The sequence below is a fragment of the Saccharothrix sp. NBAS 001 genome, assembly GCF_056640475.1.
Window position 1 is genome coordinate 3,670,991 of sequence record NZ_CM153251.1, and the last position, 15,411, is coordinate 3,686,401.

A 15,411-nucleotide genomic window follows, 5' to 3' on the forward strand; every position below is an offset into this window, starting at 1 on the left:
TCTCCGTTCAGTCGGGCAACCGCACCGATTGCCGGTGGTGGAACACGTTTCGCGGGTCGTAGACCGCCTTGACCCGTTGCAGGCGCGGGTAGTTCCCCTTGTAGTAGAGGTCGTGCCACGGCACGCCGGACCTGTTGTATCGCGGGTCGGACAGGTCCGCGTCGGCGTAGTTCAGGTAGCAGCCGTCGGTCACGTCGCCGGGCGTCGGGACGCCGCCGGTCGCCGAGTAGATGCCCGCGTAGAAGTCCCGCAGCCACGTCACGTACCGCTCGTCGTCGGCGGCGTCGTTCCACAGCACCTGCCAGTACACCTTGAAGGCGCTGTCCCGGTGCGGGAACGCGGTCGCGTCGGGGGCCACGGCGTTGACCCGGCCGCCGAACGAGCTGAGCGTGACCTGCGCGGTGGGGTTGGCGATCGTGTCGGAGGAAAGCCCGCGCCACAACGCGTCCAGGTGCGCCTGCGGGAAGTTCTTGCGCATGTAGGCGGATTTGAACTCGCCGCGCAACGTCGGGTCGTTGAGCACGCCGTTGGTCAACCCCATGAACCGCATCGCCCGTAACCACGGCACCCGGCGTGCGGCGAAGAACTGCGGCATCGGGTTGCGCTCGCCCATCGGCGTGACGAGCGGTTCCGGCCGGACCCCGGCCGCGCCGACGACCGCCTCGACGTAGTCCTCCAGCAGGCGCTCGGCGTCCGGCGCGGTCGCGTCCATCTGCGTGGTCAACCCGATGGCCCCGTTGGAGCGGTGGTTCAGCTCCAGGTAGCTGCACAGGCCCTCGTAGGGGTCGCCCGGCGCGCGGTGCGCCACGTGCCACGCGCCGTACGCGCGGGCCAGGGCGGTGAACCGGTCCGCCGTCATGTCCTTCCACGGCAAGGAGATCGCCTTGATCAGCACGTGTTGCGGCGGCTTGACCAGGAGTTGCCCCGGTGTGCTGCCGGACGCGCCGGGCGCGCGGAACCAGAACCTGGTCACCACGCCGAAGTTGCCGCCACCGCCGCCGGTGTGGGCCCACCAGAGGTCGCGGTTCGGGTCGCCGGGATCACGGGTGGCGACCACGACCCGCACCCCGCCGGCCGCATCCACCACGACGACCTCGACGGCGTGCAGGTGATCGATGCTCAGGCCCTCCTTGCGGCACAGGAGTCCCCAGCCGCCGCCCGGGACGTGGCCGCCGACGCCGACCGCGTGGCAGATGCCCGCCGGGATCGTGACGCCCCACTGCTCGTACATGACCTCGTAGACGTCCAGCAGCGTCGCGCCCGCCTCGACCGCGACCGCCGAGCGCGCCGGGTCGAAGTACACCCGGTTCATCCGCGCGGTGTCGATGATCAGCTTCACGGTCTCGTCGTGCGCGAAGTCCTCGTAGCAGTGGCCGCCGCCCCGGACGGTGACCCGCACGCCCGTCCGCACGGCCTCCTTGACCGCCGTGACCACGTGCTCGGTCGTGGTCACCAGGTGCACCGAGTCCGGCCGGGCCTGCCACCGCTGGTTGTGGCCGCTGACCAGGTCCGGGTACTGCGGGTCGGTCGGCCGCACCACCGTCGCCGGGTCCGGAGTGGCCGGGCCCGGCGTGGCCGGGCCCGGAGAAGCCGCCGCTCCCGGCGTTCCGACGAGCGCGCCGCCGCCGGCCGCCGCCGCGCCGACCAGGAAGCCACGCCTGCCGACCGTTCCGGGGTGGTGCGTCATCGGGGAGCCTTCCGTCGGGGAACCGGGCCACGACCGATCCTCCCGACGTCGGCTGAGCATTCCCTGGAGAACGCCAGGTGATCGTCCGACCACCGACGGTGGCGTCAGTTCGCGCGCACCGACTGCCCGTGGCGGAACACCTCCAGCGGGTCCCACGCGGCCTTGATCCGTTGCAGCCGCGCGTAGTTCTCCTTGAAGTACAAGGTGTGCCACGGGACGCCGGACCGGTTCCGGGCCGGGTCGCCCAGGTCGACGTCGGCGTAGTTGACGTAGCAGCCGTCGGTCACGTCGCCGGGCGTCGGGACACCGCCCGTCGCCGCGTACACGTCCTCGTAGCAACCCCGGATCCACGCGAGGTTCGCGGCGTCGTGCGCCTCGTCGTCCCACTGCACGTACCAGATGATGTTGTAGACGGCGTCCCGGTGCGCGTACGCGGTCGCGGTCGGCGCGACGGCCCCGATCCTGCCGCCGAACGAGTGCAGCTGCACCATCGCGGTCGGGTTGCCGCCGGTCGGCGCGGCCAGGTGCCGGTGCAGCGCGGCGATGTGCGTCGACGGCATCCGCCGGCGCAGGAACGACGACTTGTAGTCCATCCGCCGGCTCGGGTCGTTCAGCGCCCCGTCGGTCGTGCCGAACCACCGCGCGGACTGCAACCACGGCATCGCGCGCACCTCCTGGGTCATCGGCGCGGCCACGCCGCGTCCCATCGCCTGGAGGAACCCGGTGAGCGCGGCCCGTGCCGCCTCGTCCGCCTGCACCGCCAACGTGATCCGCCCGTTCGCCCGGTGGTTGAGGCTCAGCAGCGCGCACAGCCCCGTCTCGGGACCGGCGGGTGCGGCGTGTTCTTCGTGCCAGCGGCCGAAGTTGTCGACGAGCGCGGTGAAATCGGCCGCGTCGAGCCGGTCCCAGGACCACGACGCGGTCGCCACCAGGACCCGGGCCGGTGGCGTCGGCAACAGCGCGGCGGGCGGCCCCTGCGCGCCCGGAGTCCGGAACCAGTACCGCGTCACCACGCCGAAACCGCCCGCTCCGCCGCCGGTGTGCGCCCACCACAGGTCGTGGTTCGGGTCGGCGGGGTCCCGGCTCGCCACCACCGCGCGCGCCGCGCCGGCCGCGTCGACCACCACGACCTCCAGCGCGTCGAGGTGGTCGACCGCCAGTCCGTGCGCCCGCGACAGCAGGCCCCAGCCGCCGCCCGGGACGTGCCCGCCGACGCCGACCGTGAAGCAGATCCCGGCGGGCACGACCACACCCCACCGCCGGTACATCGTCTCGTAGAGGTCCAGGATCCGGGCCCCCGGCCGCACCTCGAACGCGCCGCGCCGCTCGTCGAACCGCACACCGCCCAGCTCCGACAGGTCCAGCACGGCGGCCACGCCGGGCCGGTAGACGAAGTCCTCGAAGCAGTGCCCGCCGCTGCGCACCGAGAGCCGCTCGCCCGCCCGGACCGCGCGACCGACCGCGTCGACCACGTCCTGCGTCGACGCGGCCAGGTGCACCCGCGCCGGCGACCCGACCCACCGCTGGTTCAAGCCCCGGACCAGGTCCGGGTAGCGCGCGTCCGCCGGTGTCACGGTCGTCGGCGTGCCGGTCGACGGCGGCGCGGTCGGCGCGGCCTCGGCGACGCCCGCGAACGCGACCCCGCCCGCCACCCCGGACGCGCCCGCGAGGAACGCCCGCCTGCTCGCGCCCACGGCCCTCAGCCCCGGCCGGTGAACGCGGGCGCGACCTCGTCGGCGAACAGCCGCAGCGCCCGCTCGCCCCACGCCAGGTCGGACAGCCCCGGGTTCACCTGGAGGCTGACGGTGATGTCGGACCCGAACGCCTCCCCGATCTCGGCGATCTGCTCGCGCACCTGCGCGGGCGTGCCGACGAGGACCTTGTTCTCCGCCACCGCCGTGCCGAAGTCGTACCCGGCCACCTGCTCCAGCACCTTCTCGTACCCCGGGTAGGCCGCGGACCGGGTGGTGGACCAGGACGCGAACGCCCGGACCATCTCGTCCACGTAGGAGCGCTCGATCCGCTCGCCCGCCGCGACCGCCTCCGCCCGGTCCTCGGCGAGGTAGCAGCTGTACTTGACCTGGACGCGCCCGCCGCCCTCCGGGTGCCCGGCGGCCCGCCACGCCGACCGGTACCGGTCGAGCATGTCCCGCACCTGCTCGGCGGTCGTGATCAGGTGCACGAGCTGGAGGTGGTGGCCCGCCGCGCCGGCCGCCGCGCAGGACTCCGGGCTCGTCGCCGAGGCCACGAAGATCGGCGGGTGGGGGCGCTGCACGGGCCGCGGCAGCAACGTGATCGGCCCGAACGTGTAGAACTCGCCCTTCCACTCCACGTCCTCTTCGGTCCACAGCCGCCGGCACGCCTCGACGCCCTCGGCGAACCGGGCCCGGCTCTGGTCCATCGGCACCTCGAACCACGCGAACTCGTCGGGCAGGAACGCCCGCGCGAACCCGACGTCCAACCGGCCGTCGCTGAGGTTGTCCAGCATCGCCAACTTGCCCGCGAGCTTCACCGGGTGGGAGAACGCCGGGATCACCGCGCCGGTGGTGATCCGGATCCGCTCGGTGCGCGCCGCCACGGCCGCGAGCAGCGTCACCGGGTCCGGGCAGTAGCCGCCGTACGAGGATCCGTAGTGCTCCACCGTCTGCACGTGCTCGTAGCCGAGTTCGTCCCCGAGCGCGCTCAACGCGAGCACGTCGCGGTAGTAGTCCCCGGCGCTCTTGGCCGACGGGGGGAAGACCGGGAAGAAGTTCAGGCCGAATTCCATCGTTGCTCCCAGCTCGGTGCGGTGTCGGCGGATGCGGCCACGAGGTCGAGCGACAGGCGGAACGGGCCGTCCACCGTGGCGTCGGCGTCCTGGCTGGACGAGAGGATGTCGTAGTAGAGCCGCCGGAGGCGGGGCGAGGGCGGCTGGCGGTGTTCGCGCGCGAGGTGCTCGCGCAGCCAGTGGAACGCGTTCAGCGCGTCCGCCCGACGCCACGACCGGCTCAGCGCGGTCATCAGCTGCGCGGTGAACACCTCGCGGCCGGGGTGCCGGTGCACCAGGGCGGTCGTCTCCGCGATCAGCTCGTGGTGGCGGCCCAGCCGCAGGTCGACGTCGACCCGCTCGGCCAGCACGGCGAGCCGCCGCTCCTCCAGCGCCAGCGCGCTCGGCGCGAGCAGCGGGCCGAGCGCGACGTCACCGAGCGCCGGGCCGCGCCACACCGCCAGCGCGCCGGCCAGCAGCCGGGACGCCGATTCCAGCCGCCCTTCGGCGAGGGCCCGCCGGCCGGCCTCCACGCTCAGCTCGAAGGCGTGCGTGTCCAGTTCCGCCTGCGCGCAGCGGAACACGTAGCCGCGACCGTTGGTGGTCAGCCGGCGGGTGGGCGGGTTCGCCGACCGGGGCGCCTCCAGCGCCTTGCGCAGCTGGGTCACGTGGGTGTGCACGGCGGCCGGACCGCTGCGCGGCGGCGTGGTGCCCCAGACCTCCTCCATGAGCGAGGAGACGGTCACCACCCGGTTGTGGTTGACGATCAGCAGCGCCAGCATCTGGCGCTGCTTGGCTGCCGACGGCACGTGCGAGCGCCCGTCGCTGATGAGCTGGAGCGGACCGAGGACCTCGAATCGCACGGTTTCCCTTTCTCGACGCGGCGGACCGCGTCATGGCGGTTGGACGGCGCGCTCCTGGTTGGGCGGCTCCTGGTCAGGCGGCTCCTGGTTCGGGGGCGTGCGGTCGGGCGGTCAGGTGCCGACGTCCGCCATGCCCCGCCCGGGGTAGCGGTGGCCGGCGGCGGGCATCGCCTCGGCCAGTTCGGCGAGTTCGGCCGCGCCCAGTTCGAGGGACGCCGCCGCGACGTTCTGCGCCAGGTGCCCGCCGCGCGACGTGCCGGGGATCGGCACCGCCGACGGGTGCCGGGCGAGCAGCCAGGCGAGCGAGACCTGGGCGGGCGTCACGCCGAGCCGGTGGGCGATGCGCGCCACCCGGTGGGCCGCCGTCAGGTTCGCGTCGAGGTTGTCGCCCTGGAACCGGGGGTCGGTGCGCCGGTAGTCGTCGGGGGCGAGTTCCCGCAGCCGCTCGCCCCCGCCGGCCAGCAGGCCCCGGCCGAACGGCGAGTACGCGACGACACCGATGCCGAGTTCGTCGCACACGGGCACGACCTCGTCCTCGATCTCGCGCTCGAACAGCGACCACTCGGTCTGCACGGCGGTCACGGGGTGCACGGCGTGCGCGCGGCGGATCGTCCCGGCGCCCACCTCGGAGAGCCCGACGTGCCGCACCTTCCCGGCCCGCACGAACTCGGCCATGACCCCCATCGTGTCCTCGACGGGGACGTCCGGGCTCCGGCGGTGCACGAAGTACAGGTCGATCACGTCGACGCCCAGCCTGCGCAGCGAGCCTTCGAGCGCGCGCCGCGCGTAGGCCGGGCTGGAGTCGACGTCGAGGCCGCCGTCCGCGCGGTGGCCGTGGATGCCGAACTTGGTCGCGAGGACGACCTCGTCGCGCCGGCCGGCGATCGCCTTGCCGACCAGCTCCTCGTTGTGCCCGCGACCGTAGAAGTCGGCGGTGTCCAGGAGGGTGACACCCAGGTCCAGCGCCCGGTGCACCAGTGCCGTGGAATTCTTGTCGTCGACCGGTCCGTAGACCGGGGAGAGGGGCAGGCAGCCCAATCCCACCTCGGCCACCGCCAAGGTCCGCAATAACCGGTTCCGCATACTCCCAAGCTACCGGCCACGACCTGAGGTTCCGCTTCAGAAATTCCGCCGGCGGAAATCGGACGACGACCTCCCGACGGCTCGCGGGCAACCCCGGACGGCCGAGCGGTGAATACGCGGCGCATTCGAGGGGTCGGCGAGGTCGCCGTCACGCGGCGTCACACGGTCTTGATCGTCCCGCCGTCGAGGACGTAGTCGACGCCGGTGATGTTCCCGGCGAGGTCGGACGCGAGGAACAGGGTCAGCGCGGCGACCTCGTCGGCCTCGCTGAACCGGCCGGTGAGGATGCCCAGCGCGCCCGGCACGACCTCGTCCACGGCCTGCTCCGGCGTGGTGCCCGCGGCACCCGCGACGACGTGCGCGAAGCCGCCGGGCGCGGTCCAGAACGGGGTGCGGACGGGGCCGGGCGAGATCGCGTTGACCCGGACGCCGCTGGGCGCCAGCTCGATCGCGAGCGACTTGTTGAGGTTGGTCAGGGCGGCCTTCGCGGCGCTGTAGTGCGCGATCGCCGGGTCGGGCAGCTTGGCGTTGATCGAGCTGATGTTGACGATGGTGCCCCGGCGGGCGGTCAGGAACGGGATGGCCGCGCGCGAGGCGCGCACCGCGCTGAAGAACGTGATGTCGAAGATGCGCTGCCAGGCGTCGTCGCCGATCTGCTCGAAGGTCGGGCCGGGCTCGCTCGCGCCGACGTTGTTGACCAGGATGTCGATGCCGCCGTGCGCCTCCTCGGCGGCGGCGATCAGCTCGGCCGGGCCGGTCGGCGTGGACAGGTCGGCCGGGATGACCGTGACGCCCTGCTCGTCACGCAGTTGGGCTACCTCGTCGGTCACGGTGCGTGCACCGACAACGACCAGCGCCTCCTCCGCGGCCAACGCGCGGGCGATGGCCAACCCAATTCCCTTGCTACCGCCGGTGACTACTGCGACTTTGCCCTTGAGTGAGAGATCCATACCGCTCATTATGCCCAGGGTGACCAATCGGATCCACCGGCACTTCTTTTGCGAATAGTGCAACCGAAACGTGCCGGCCGGTGTTGCGGGGGCCAATCGGGGCTTTTTTCCGGACGAGTGCAACCGAATCGGGCCGGTCGGTGTTCCACTGGACATGCGCGACTGGACTGGGGACGGTGTCCCCGTGGAGACCACCACACCGGACGCCCTGTCGCGCGCCCTCGTCACGGACCTGGACGAGGGTTTCGCCGACCTGGTGCGCGCCTACCAGGACGTCGTGTACTCGGTCGCGCTGCGGATGACCGGGCGCGGCCAGGACGCCGAGGACCTCACCTCGGAGGCGTTCCTGCGGGCCTACGGCGCGCTGCTCGGCTACGAGCGGGCCCGGATCCTGGACCTGCGGCCGAGGGCGTGGCTGGTGACGATCGTGCTGAACCTGTGGCGCAACAGCGTGCGCGACGCGTCGCGGACGCCGCGCCAGGCCCCGCTGGAGGACCTGCCGGACCTGCCGGCGCGCGGACCGAGCGTCGAAGAGGTGGTCGAGGGCGGCGAGACGCGGCGGGAGCTGGACGAGTTCCTCGCCCTGCTGCCGCACGCCCAGCGCGCGGCGGTCGTGCTGCGGCACGTCGTGGGATTGCCGGTGGCGGAGATCGCCGAGGTCATGCACGTGCCGGTCGGCACCGTGAAGTCCCACGTGTCGCGCGGGTTGCGCCGGCTGCGGGTGCTGCGCGACGACTACATCGGACCTGCCGCCTCGGTGCCGCTGCCCGTGGCGGCGCAGGCGGTCGGAAGGGGTCAGCGATGACGGTCAACGGCCACGACCCGCTGGTCTCCGCCCTCGCCGGGCTGGCCACCCGCGCACCCCGGGACCTGGTCGGGGTGATCTTCACCGGGTGGACGCGGGTGCCGGGTCCGCTGGAGGACGTGTACGTCGCGTTCTCCGAGGCGGGGGTGAGCTACCTGCGCACCGCGTCGGCGGTGGACGGCGACGAGGGTTTCAAGGCCGCGTTCCGGGCGGCGTTGCGCCGACCGCTGCGCCGGGTGGACGCCGTGCCCGCCGGCCTGCTGCCCGCGCTGCGCAACCGGTCGGGCGCCCGGGGCCCCCGCCTGGACCTGCGCGGCCTCACCGACTTCGACCGCGCCGTGCTGGCCGCCATCAGGCGCATCCCGGCGGGCCAGGTGCGCCCGCACGCCTGGATCGCCCGCGAGGTCGGCCACCCGACGGCGGTGCGCGCGGTGGCCGCGACCCTGTCCCGCAACCCGGTGCCCCTGCTGGTGCCGTGCCACCGGGTGGTGCGCGCGGACGGCGGCATCGGCCGGTACGTGCTGGGCCCGGAGGTGAAGGAATCGCTGCTGCGGGCGGAGCACGTCGACCTCGACCGGGTGCGCGCGCTGGCCAGGGCCAGGGTGTTCTACCTCGGCAGCGACACGACCGGGATCGTGTGCTTCCCGACGTGCGCCCACGCCCGGCGGATCACCCCGCCCCACCGCAGGGGCTTCCGCACCATCGCCGACGCGGGCGAGGCGGGCTACCGCCCGTGCCTGCACTGCCGTCCCGGCGTCCTGGACCGGACCGCATGACCGCCCGCGACGCGGAGCGGGGCCGGACCGCGACCGGCCCGGCCGCGCTCGACGTGGAGGTGGCCGCCGTGCTGCGGCTGCTGCGCCGGGCGCGCGCGGCCGTCGTCAACGTCGGGTCCGGCCGCGCGGAGCCGGACCTGCGGCGCGCCGAGGCGTTCGCCGCGGCGTGGGAGGAAGCGGGCGGGCACGTCGGCGTGGTCGTGTCGTGGCCGCGCGAGGCCGCCTCGTGGCTGCGCCCGGCCTGCCGGCTCGCCGGGGGTTCGCCGGACGCGTGGGTCGTCGCCGACAGCCCCGTCGGCTGGTCCGGGCTCGGCCGCAGGCTGGTGGCGACGCGCTGGCGGGCCACCCGCACGGTGGCCTTCCCGGGGTTGGCCGACCCGGCCCTGCCGTCCCTCGCCGGCGGCGAGGCGTCCGAAGGGCTGCGCGGCGTCACGACCACCGGCGAGGACTGGGTCTTCCTCGACGGAGAACTGCGCGTAGGCACGAGATCGGAGGGTTCATGCGCACCCACCCCACCCCGTTCGGCCCGCTGACGCTGGCCGCGTCGACCACGGGCCTCACCGTGTGCTCGTTCGCCGACCAGGAGGACTGCGCCCGCCGGTACCCGGAGACCGAGGCCGACCAGTCGGTGCTCGACCGCGCGCAGGCCGAACTGGACGAGTACTTCGCCGGCGAGCGCACGACGTTCTCGGTCCCGGTCGACCTGCGGCACGCGAGCCCGCTGCACCGGAAGGTGCTCAAGGGCCTGGACGCCGTGGGCTACGGGCAGACCACGTCCTACGGCCGGCTGGCCCGGTCGCTGGGGCTGTCCGGCGCGGGCGCGCGCACGGTGGGCGGCGCGATGGCCGCCAACCCGGTGCTGGTCGTGGTGCCGTGCCACCGCGTCCTCGGCGCCGACGGCGCGCTGGTCGGCTACGCGGGCGGCCTGCCGGCCAAGCGCGGACTCCTCGACCTGGAGTCCGCGTCCGACCTGCTGGCGTTGGAGTTCTGACTCACGGCGCGTTGTGGAAGATGAGCCCGAGCACGTTGCGCTGTCCACTGTGGACTGCGCTGACCCCGTGCCGCATCGCCACCCGGCGGTCGCCGCGCGCGCCGGGAACGGGCCGGTGGCGCACCGGGAACACGATCCCGTCGCCCAACCCGGGCCGCAGGACCACGGGCCGGGACTGCTGGCGCGGCCGGTTCTCGACGAACACGCTCTCACCGCCGGTGAAGTCGACATCCGGCCGGTTGAGCATGACCGCGACCTGGAGCGGGAACGTCAGCTCGCCGTAGACGTCCTGGTGCAGGCAGTTGTAGCCGCCCTCCTGGTACCGCAGCACCAGCGGCGTGGGCTTGTGCTGGCCGTGCTCGGCGCACTCGCGCACCAGCTCGGGCAACGTCGCGGGCCACGTGCGCTCGCCCAACCGCGCGGCCCACCGGTTCGCCACCCAGGCCAGCGGCGGGTAGAGCGCTTCCCGCAGTCGCGCCACCGGATCGGGCAACGGATCGGCGAAGTAGCGGTACTTCCCCTCGCCGAACGCGTGCCGCGCCATCACGATCGTGCTGCGGAACAACTCGTCCCGGTCGAACATCGCCACGACCTCCGCGCACGCGTCCGCGTCGAGCAATCCCGGTATCCGAGCGCACCCGTTGCGGTCGAGTTCCTCCGTGATCGCCTCGATCCCGCCGAACGGCGGCGGCGCCTCGCCCGCTCCGAAGTCGAGTTCGAGACTGTCCGGTGACGGCATACGTGCACTCCTCGCGTCGAGTGGTCCTCATGGAGGAACACCGGACCGACGTCGGAGGTTGCGCCGGACGGTCGACCTGCGCGAAGCGACCACCGGAGGTCGTGGGCACCTGCCGGACTCCGCGCTCCCCCGTCGAGGTCGGACCGCCGAGGACCCGTCCGGGTCAGCTCGGCCACACGGGCTCGACCTCGGGCTCGACCTCGGGCTCGACCTCGGGCTCGACCTCGGGCTCGACCTCGGGTTCGAAGAGCGCCGCGTAGAGCGACACCTCGGCCCGTCCCGGGACGACGGCCAGCCGGACCGACGTCTTCAGGTGCTCGACGGGCACGAGCCGGAACCCGTGCGACACCACCACTTCCAGCACCCGCGACTCGAACCTCCCGGTGGGGGGCGAGATCGGCTCCCCGGTGCCGGAGCCGTCCTCGTCCAGCCCCAGCACGACCGCGTACGGGCCGACCATCGACAGCTTGACGATCAGCAACCGACGTCCGCGCACGAAGTAGGTGAAGGCCACCTCGTAGTTGACGTCCGTGTCGTCCTCGACCGCGCCGACCGCGGACAGGCCGAGCAGGAGCGCCCCGTGCGGATCCCGGTCCAACGCCTCCAGCGCGAACCCGCGCCGCGGCGCTGCGAGATCCCCGTACGCCCGACGCAAATCCGCGTCGTACAGCGCGCGGATCGAGTCGGCGCTGCTCCGCTTCCCCATCGGCACCCCCGCCCCTCGGGATCAGCGTGGAACCTACCCCCGCTGCCGGTCACCTGCACGCGGACCGGCTGAAGCGCAAGCAGGCAGGCAGGCTAGTTTGCCCGGATGAGCCTTCTCGATGACGTGGCCGAGCGCGACGGCTGGCGGTGCTGGGTGTGCGACGAACCGGTGGACCCCGACATGTCGGTGAACGACCCGCGCGGGCCCAGCGTCGACAGCCGGACCGCCGACCGCAAGGCCAAGGTCGCCGAGCGGCTCGCGCACCGCGGGTGCAACACCCGCAAGGGCGCGGTCAAGGTGGTCATCGCCTGGCCGGACCGCCTGCACGTGGCCGATCCCGCGCCGCTGATCACCGTCGCCGGGAGGCTGGAGCGCAAGGGGGGCCGCGAGATGGTCGCCCGCTGCCCGACCGAGCAGGACGCCCGGGACGCGGCGGACTGGCTGGTCGACCGGTTCTCCCGGCTGACCCCGGACCTGCCGGTGACCGCCGACGTCGAGGCGGGCGGCGGCCAGTTCCTCGTCGTCCTGGCCACGGGCCGCCGCTGACCTCGAACACGCGCCCACGTCGCGCCGACCGTGGCCACGAGCTCCGCCCCGGAGACGGTCGAGCGACTTCGGGTGGTGGTCCCCCTGAGGAACCGGGCAGGGTTCCGGTCCTTCGCGGGGATGATGTGCCGCGTTGCCCGGGTCCCGGACGATCTTCCCGTGCGAGTACAACGAAGAACCTTAGTGAGAACGGTCGCGGTGGTCGCGACCATCGCCGCCGCGGGGATCACGGCCACCGGCCCGGCGTCCGCGTCGGGCGACCGCCATCGGGTACGCGCCGCGCTGGACGCCCTGGTCACCGGGAACGACCTGCCCGGCGGCGAGGTCGTGTGGCGCGACCGGCGCGGTCCGCTGAAGGCGGTGACGGCCGGGGTCGGCGACGTGGTGACGCGCCGCCCGTACCCGGCCGGCGCGTCGGTGCGGATCGGCAGCAGCACCAAGACGTTCGTGGCCACCGTGGTCCTCCAACTGGTGGCCGAAGGCCGGGTCGGGCTGGACGAGCCGGTCGAGCGGTACATGCCCGGGGTGATCCACCCGGTCCTCGCCCCGGACGGGACGTCCACCGGCAACACCGGCCAGGACATCACGGTCCGGCAGCTGCTCCAGCACCGCAGCGGGCTGCCCGAGTACGAGAACAGGCTCCGGGCGAAGTACGGGCCGGACGTCATGTACCGGTTCTTCACCACCGCCGAGCTGCTGGACACCGCGCTGGCCCACGACCGCGTGTTCCCTCCCGGCACGAAGTACAGCTACACCAACACGAACTACCTCATGGCCGGGGTGCTCATCGAGAAGGTGACCGGCCGGCCGTGGCACCAGGAGGTCGACCGGCGGATCATCCGCCCGCTCGGCCTGCACGACACCTACCTGCCCGCCGACCGCGAGCACACCCTCCGCGGCCCCCACCCGCGCCTGTACCTCCCGTTGAACGGCGAGAGGTTCTTCGACGTGACCGAGACCGACGTGTCGTGGGCCCCGGCGGCGGGCGGGCTGGTGTCGACGGGTGCGGACGTCACCCGGTTCCTGCGGGCGTTGCTGCACGGCAGGCTGCTCCCGCCGGCGCAGCTCGCCGAGATGCGCCGGACCGTGCCGGTGCCCAACCGGCCGGGGGTCGAGTACGGGCTGGGGATCTACCGGTTCCCGCTGCCCGCCGAGTGCGGTGGTGCCTACTGGGGCCACCTCGGCGGCACGTTCGGGTCGACCTCGGTGTCCGGCGCGACCGAGGACGGCCGGGCGGCGATGGTGGCGGTCGACTACTTCCCGGTCGAACCCCGGGACGACCAGTTCGCCGTCATGCGGGCGGCCCTGTGCCGACGCTGACCCGGACCGCGTCGGCGACCGCCTCGGCTGTCGGGCCGTCCGCGCGCAGCTCCTGACGGACCGGCGCACGACACTCCTTCGTGGACGGTCACCTCGGCCGCAGCCGTGCGGCACGGCTGCGGCCGGTGGCCGCCGGAGCGGTCGCGTGGAATGCGAACCTCGTTGTACAGAGCGATATTCCGGACAGCTTCGGAATTGCGGGGCCATGGTGCGAACAGCGGATTGCCCGGTCTCGCCGCGCCCGGACAGACTGGATCACGGCATCGACACCGACCGACAGGGGTTGCTGTGCGAAACAGGAGAACCTTCCGCCTGGCGACTGCGCTGGCCCTCGCGCTGTCGGCGCTGGCGTTCGCGACGCCGGCCCAGGCGGCACCGAAGACCGCGGCACCCGTGCCGTTCTACCGGATCGTGAGTCCCACCACCGGCGACCACTACTACACCACCGACTGGATCGAGGTCGTCTCCCAGGTCGGGCACGGCGGCTACAAGTTCGAGAACTCCTCCGTCCGGGTGTTCGAGGTGCAGGAGCCCGGCACCATCCCGCTGTACCGGCTGTACCTGGGCGCGAAGCGCGACTACTACCAGACCACGAGCTGGCAGGAAGTCGTCGACTCCACCGAGAACAGGGGCTACGAGTACCGGGGCATCGACGCGTACGTGTACCCGGCGGACTCCACCCAGGGCGTTCCCTACTACCGCCTCTTCCACCCCGACCTCGGCGACAACTACAACGTCACCAGCCAGGGCGAGGTGCTGCTCGCCATCGGCGAGTGGGGCTACCTCTACCGGGGGATCATCGCCCGGGTCATCATCGTCTGACGACCCGGCCGACCTCTCCACGGGCCCGCGCGCGACCGAGGGCACCGGATGTCCACTGTGGATCACGGCCGCGCCGGCGGGGTCAGGTGCGGTCGGCGAGGGCGAGCAGCATCGGCCACACGCCGGGCAGCAGGAGCGTTCCCGCCACGACGCACGTCGGCAGGACCAGGAACTGCTCGACCGGGCCGCCGGTGCGGAAGCGCAGCAGGCGGGGCGGCCGGATCTCGTACCAGGTCTCCCCCGCGATCGGGATCGGCCACAGGAACGGGCAGCCCGACAGGGTCAGCGCGTCGCCGAGGCAGTGCGTCAGGCACCCCGCCGCGACCGCCCACCCGATCCACCCCGCGACGGCGGCCAACTCCTGCTCCGGCGTCCCGTTGGCGAACCACAGCAGCCCGACGAGCGCGACCCCGGCGAACACCCAGTCGCCGAGCGCGTCCACCGCGAGCAGCACCGCGAGCGCGAGGACCACGCCGACCGCCCACGGGCCCATCGAGCCGGTCGCCCAGTTGATCCACCAGCCGAGCAGACCGGCGAACGCCAGCGTGTGGGTGGCGTGCCGGTGCTCCCCGGACACCGGCTCGTCGCGCGGCCCCTTGGTGAGCTGGTAGAGGCCGCGCGACGCGCCCTGGGCCAGGACCGACAGCAGCCAGGTGAGGGGACCGACCAGCCGGGAGGCGCGCGAAGCGGGGTGGTCGAGGTCCGGGATGAGCGCGGACCCCGCCGTGACCGTGGCGACCACGACGGCCTGGGGCAGGGTGTGGGCACCCAGCAGCGGGGCGAGGGCGAGCCCGGCGCACCACCCGGTCGCGGCGTGGGTTCTGCCGAGCATCACGATCCCCGGGACGACGACGCGCCCGGCCGTCGACCCGGCCCGGGCCGGCAGCCGGGCGATCCCGGACGGCCCGCACGATCTCCACTCACCACACCGGAACCTCCCCCGTGATCATCTGCTCCCGATCTACCCGGTACGGCCCGCGCCGAACCAACCCCACCTGCGGGCCTCGGCGCAAGACCTCCGCCGGAGCGGCGGGACATCGGACTCACGGAGGTGGCCCGACGCCGTCCCCGCGGCAGCCACCGCCACCCTCCGACCACCTCCGCCACGGCCCCGGTTCGACCGGATGACGGATCGCCGCCGACCGTTTGCCGCGACAGCCGAGGCCGGCACCCGTCCCGCTCCTGCCACCGGGCGTGGCGACGACGTTCCCGGCGCACCGAACTTCCCGGACAGCAAGCCCCTCACCTGCGAAGATCCCCGCAGCGGCGGAGGTACGCCGCCGCGTGACCCCTGAGGGGGGAGCATGAGATCGTCCGGAAGACCCCGGCGCGTCGCGCGCGTCGGGCTGGTGCTCGGCGCCCTGGTCGGCGGACTCG

16 protein-coding genes are annotated in these 15,411 nt (G+C 73.3%); 7 read left to right on the top strand and 9 right to left on the bottom strand.

The window, feature by feature from the left end; genetic code table 11:
• Positions 1-7: 7 nt before the first annotated feature.
• The 6 genes from AC0HI0_RS15450 to AC0HI0_RS15475 form a co-directional block, all read right to left on the bottom strand.
• Positions 8-1,687 (bottom strand): FAD-binding oxidoreductase, encoded by a 1,680-nt coding sequence (locus AC0HI0_RS15450; protein WP_480933043.1) that lies wholly within the window; start codon positions 1,685-1,687, stop codon positions 8-10.
• Positions 1,688-1,791: 104 nt separating this feature from the next.
• Positions 1,792-3,381 carry an FAD-binding oxidoreductase gene (locus tag AC0HI0_RS15455; protein ID WP_480933044.1) on the bottom strand — a complete coding sequence of 530 codons (1,590 nt, stop codon included), beginning with the start codon at positions 3,379-3,381 and terminating at the stop codon, positions 1,792-1,794.
• Between the two features lie 5 nt (positions 3,382-3,386).
• A complete protein-coding gene (locus AC0HI0_RS15460; RefSeq protein WP_480933045.1) occupies positions 3,387-4,454 on the bottom strand; it encodes an LLM class flavin-dependent oxidoreductase in 1,068 nt (355 codons plus the stop codon).
• The gene (locus tag AC0HI0_RS15465; RefSeq protein ID WP_480933046.1) at positions 4,439-5,296 is read right to left on the bottom strand and encodes an AfsR/SARP family transcriptional regulator; all 858 of its coding nucleotides are present in this window, start codon (positions 5,294-5,296) and stop codon (positions 4,439-4,441) included. The genes AC0HI0_RS15460 and AC0HI0_RS15465 overlap by 16 nt, the downstream gene beginning before the upstream one ends.
• A 111-nt stretch (positions 5,297-5,407) precedes the next feature.
• Complete coding sequence (locus tag AC0HI0_RS15470; protein WP_480933047.1) at positions 5,408-6,379, bottom strand: aldo/keto reductase; 972 nt, start codon at positions 6,377-6,379, stop codon at positions 5,408-5,410.
• 158 nt (positions 6,380-6,537) lie between these two features.
• Positions 6,538-7,329: an SDR family oxidoreductase gene (locus tag AC0HI0_RS15475; RefSeq protein WP_480933048.1), complete on the bottom strand. Its 792-nt coding sequence runs from the start codon at positions 7,327-7,329 to the stop codon at positions 6,538-6,540.
• A gap of 184 nt (positions 7,330-7,513) precedes the next feature.
• Here AC0HI0_RS15475 and AC0HI0_RS15480 point away from each other — a divergent pair, with 184 nt between their 5' ends.
• The 4 genes from AC0HI0_RS15480 to AC0HI0_RS15495 are packed head-to-tail and all read left to right on the top strand — an operon-like array spanning position 7,514 to position 9,901.
• Positions 7,514-8,134: an RNA polymerase sigma factor gene (locus AC0HI0_RS15480; protein WP_480933049.1), complete on the top strand. Its 621-nt coding sequence runs from the start codon at positions 7,514-7,516 to the stop codon at positions 8,132-8,134.
• Positions 8,131-8,910 carry a methylated-DNA--[protein]-cysteine S-methyltransferase gene (locus AC0HI0_RS15485; RefSeq protein ID WP_480933050.1) on the top strand — a complete coding sequence of 260 codons (780 nt, stop codon included), beginning with the start codon at positions 8,131-8,133 and terminating at the stop codon, positions 8,908-8,910. Before AC0HI0_RS15480 ends, AC0HI0_RS15485 begins: the two co-directional genes overlap by 4 nt.
• Entirely contained in the window at positions 8,907-9,443 is a 537-nt protein-coding gene (locus AC0HI0_RS15490) for a hypothetical protein (protein WP_480933051.1), read from the top strand. Before AC0HI0_RS15485 ends, AC0HI0_RS15490 begins: the two co-directional genes overlap by 4 nt.
• Positions 9,410-9,901 (top strand): methylated-DNA--[protein]-cysteine S-methyltransferase, encoded by a 492-nt coding sequence (locus AC0HI0_RS15495; protein ID WP_480933052.1) that lies wholly within the window; start codon positions 9,410-9,412, stop codon positions 9,899-9,901. Before AC0HI0_RS15490 ends, AC0HI0_RS15495 begins: the two co-directional genes overlap by 34 nt.
• Position 9,902: 1 nt before the next feature.
• Here AC0HI0_RS15495 and AC0HI0_RS15500 read toward each other — a convergent pair whose 3' ends face one another.
• Together AC0HI0_RS15500 and AC0HI0_RS15505 are read right to left on the bottom strand one after the other, a co-directional pair.
• Positions 9,903-10,640 carry a 2OG-Fe(II) oxygenase gene (locus AC0HI0_RS15500; RefSeq protein ID WP_480933053.1) on the bottom strand — a complete coding sequence of 246 codons (738 nt, stop codon included), beginning with the start codon at positions 10,638-10,640 and terminating at the stop codon, positions 9,903-9,905.
• Positions 10,641-10,803: 163 nt separating this feature from the next.
• The gene (locus tag AC0HI0_RS15505) at positions 10,804-11,346 is read right to left on the bottom strand and encodes a hypothetical protein (RefSeq protein ID WP_480933054.1); all 543 of its coding nucleotides are present in this window, start codon (positions 11,344-11,346) and stop codon (positions 10,804-10,806) included.
• Between the two features lie 105 nt (positions 11,347-11,451).
• On the opposite strand from AC0HI0_RS15505, the gene AC0HI0_RS15510 reads away from it, so the two are divergent.
• From AC0HI0_RS15510 to AC0HI0_RS15520, 3 genes are all read left to right on the top strand, one after another.
• Positions 11,452-11,892: a hypothetical protein gene (locus AC0HI0_RS15510; RefSeq protein ID WP_480933055.1), complete on the top strand. Its 441-nt coding sequence runs from the start codon at positions 11,452-11,454 to the stop codon at positions 11,890-11,892.
• Between the two features lie 183 nt (positions 11,893-12,075).
• Entirely contained in the window at positions 12,076-13,212 is a 1,137-nt protein-coding gene (locus tag AC0HI0_RS15515; RefSeq protein ID WP_480933056.1) for a serine hydrolase domain-containing protein, read from the top strand.
• A 288-nt stretch (positions 13,213-13,500) separates the two neighbouring features.
• The gene (locus tag AC0HI0_RS15520) at positions 13,501-14,034 is read left to right on the top strand and encodes a hypothetical protein (protein ID WP_480933057.1); all 534 of its coding nucleotides are present in this window, start codon (positions 13,501-13,503) and stop codon (positions 14,032-14,034) included.
• A gap of 82 nt (positions 14,035-14,116) precedes the next feature.
• On the opposite strand, the gene AC0HI0_RS15525 is transcribed toward AC0HI0_RS15520, so the two are convergent.
• A complete protein-coding gene (locus AC0HI0_RS15525; RefSeq protein ID WP_480933058.1) occupies positions 14,117-14,866 on the bottom strand; it encodes a metal-dependent hydrolase in 750 nt (249 codons plus the stop codon).
• Positions 14,867-15,411 lie beyond the last annotated feature (545 nt).

Excerpts from the sequence above, each read along its gene's own strand:
- AC0HI0_RS15450 (WP_480933043.1), bottom strand. The coding sequence starts at position 1,687 with ATGACGCACCACCCCGGAACGGTCGGCAGGCGTGGCTTCCTGGTCGGC.
- AC0HI0_RS15505 (WP_480933054.1), bottom strand. The coding sequence starts at position 11,346 with ATGGGGAAGCGGAGCAGCGCCGACTCGATCCGCGCGCTGTACGACGCG.
- AC0HI0_RS15475 (WP_480933048.1), bottom strand. The coding sequence starts at position 7,329 with ATGGATCTCTCACTCAAGGGCAAAGTCGCAGTAGTCACCGGCGGTAGC.
- AC0HI0_RS15495 (WP_480933052.1), top strand. The coding sequence starts at position 9,410 with ATGCGCACCCACCCCACCCCGTTCGGCCCGCTGACGCTGGCCGCGTCG.
- AC0HI0_RS15500 (WP_480933053.1), bottom strand. The coding sequence starts at position 10,640 with ATGCCGTCACCGGACAGTCTCGAACTCGACTTCGGAGCGGGCGAGGCG.
- AC0HI0_RS15510 (WP_480933055.1), top strand. The coding sequence starts at position 11,452 with ATGAGCCTTCTCGATGACGTGGCCGAGCGCGACGGCTGGCGGTGCTGG.
- AC0HI0_RS15485 (WP_480933050.1), top strand. The coding sequence starts at position 8,131 with ATGACGGTCAACGGCCACGACCCGCTGGTCTCCGCCCTCGCCGGGCTG.
- AC0HI0_RS15460 (WP_480933045.1), bottom strand. The coding sequence starts at position 4,454 with ATGGAATTCGGCCTGAACTTCTTCCCGGTCTTCCCCCCGTCGGCCAAG.
- AC0HI0_RS15525 (WP_480933058.1), bottom strand. The coding sequence starts at position 14,866 with ATGCTCGGCAGAACCCACGCCGCGACCGGGTGGTGCGCCGGGCTCGCC.
- AC0HI0_RS15490 (WP_480933051.1), top strand. The coding sequence starts at position 8,907 with ATGACCGCCCGCGACGCGGAGCGGGGCCGGACCGCGACCGGCCCGGCC.
- AC0HI0_RS15470 (WP_480933047.1), bottom strand. The coding sequence starts at position 6,379 with ATGCGGAACCGGTTATTGCGGACCTTGGCGGTGGCCGAGGTGGGATTG.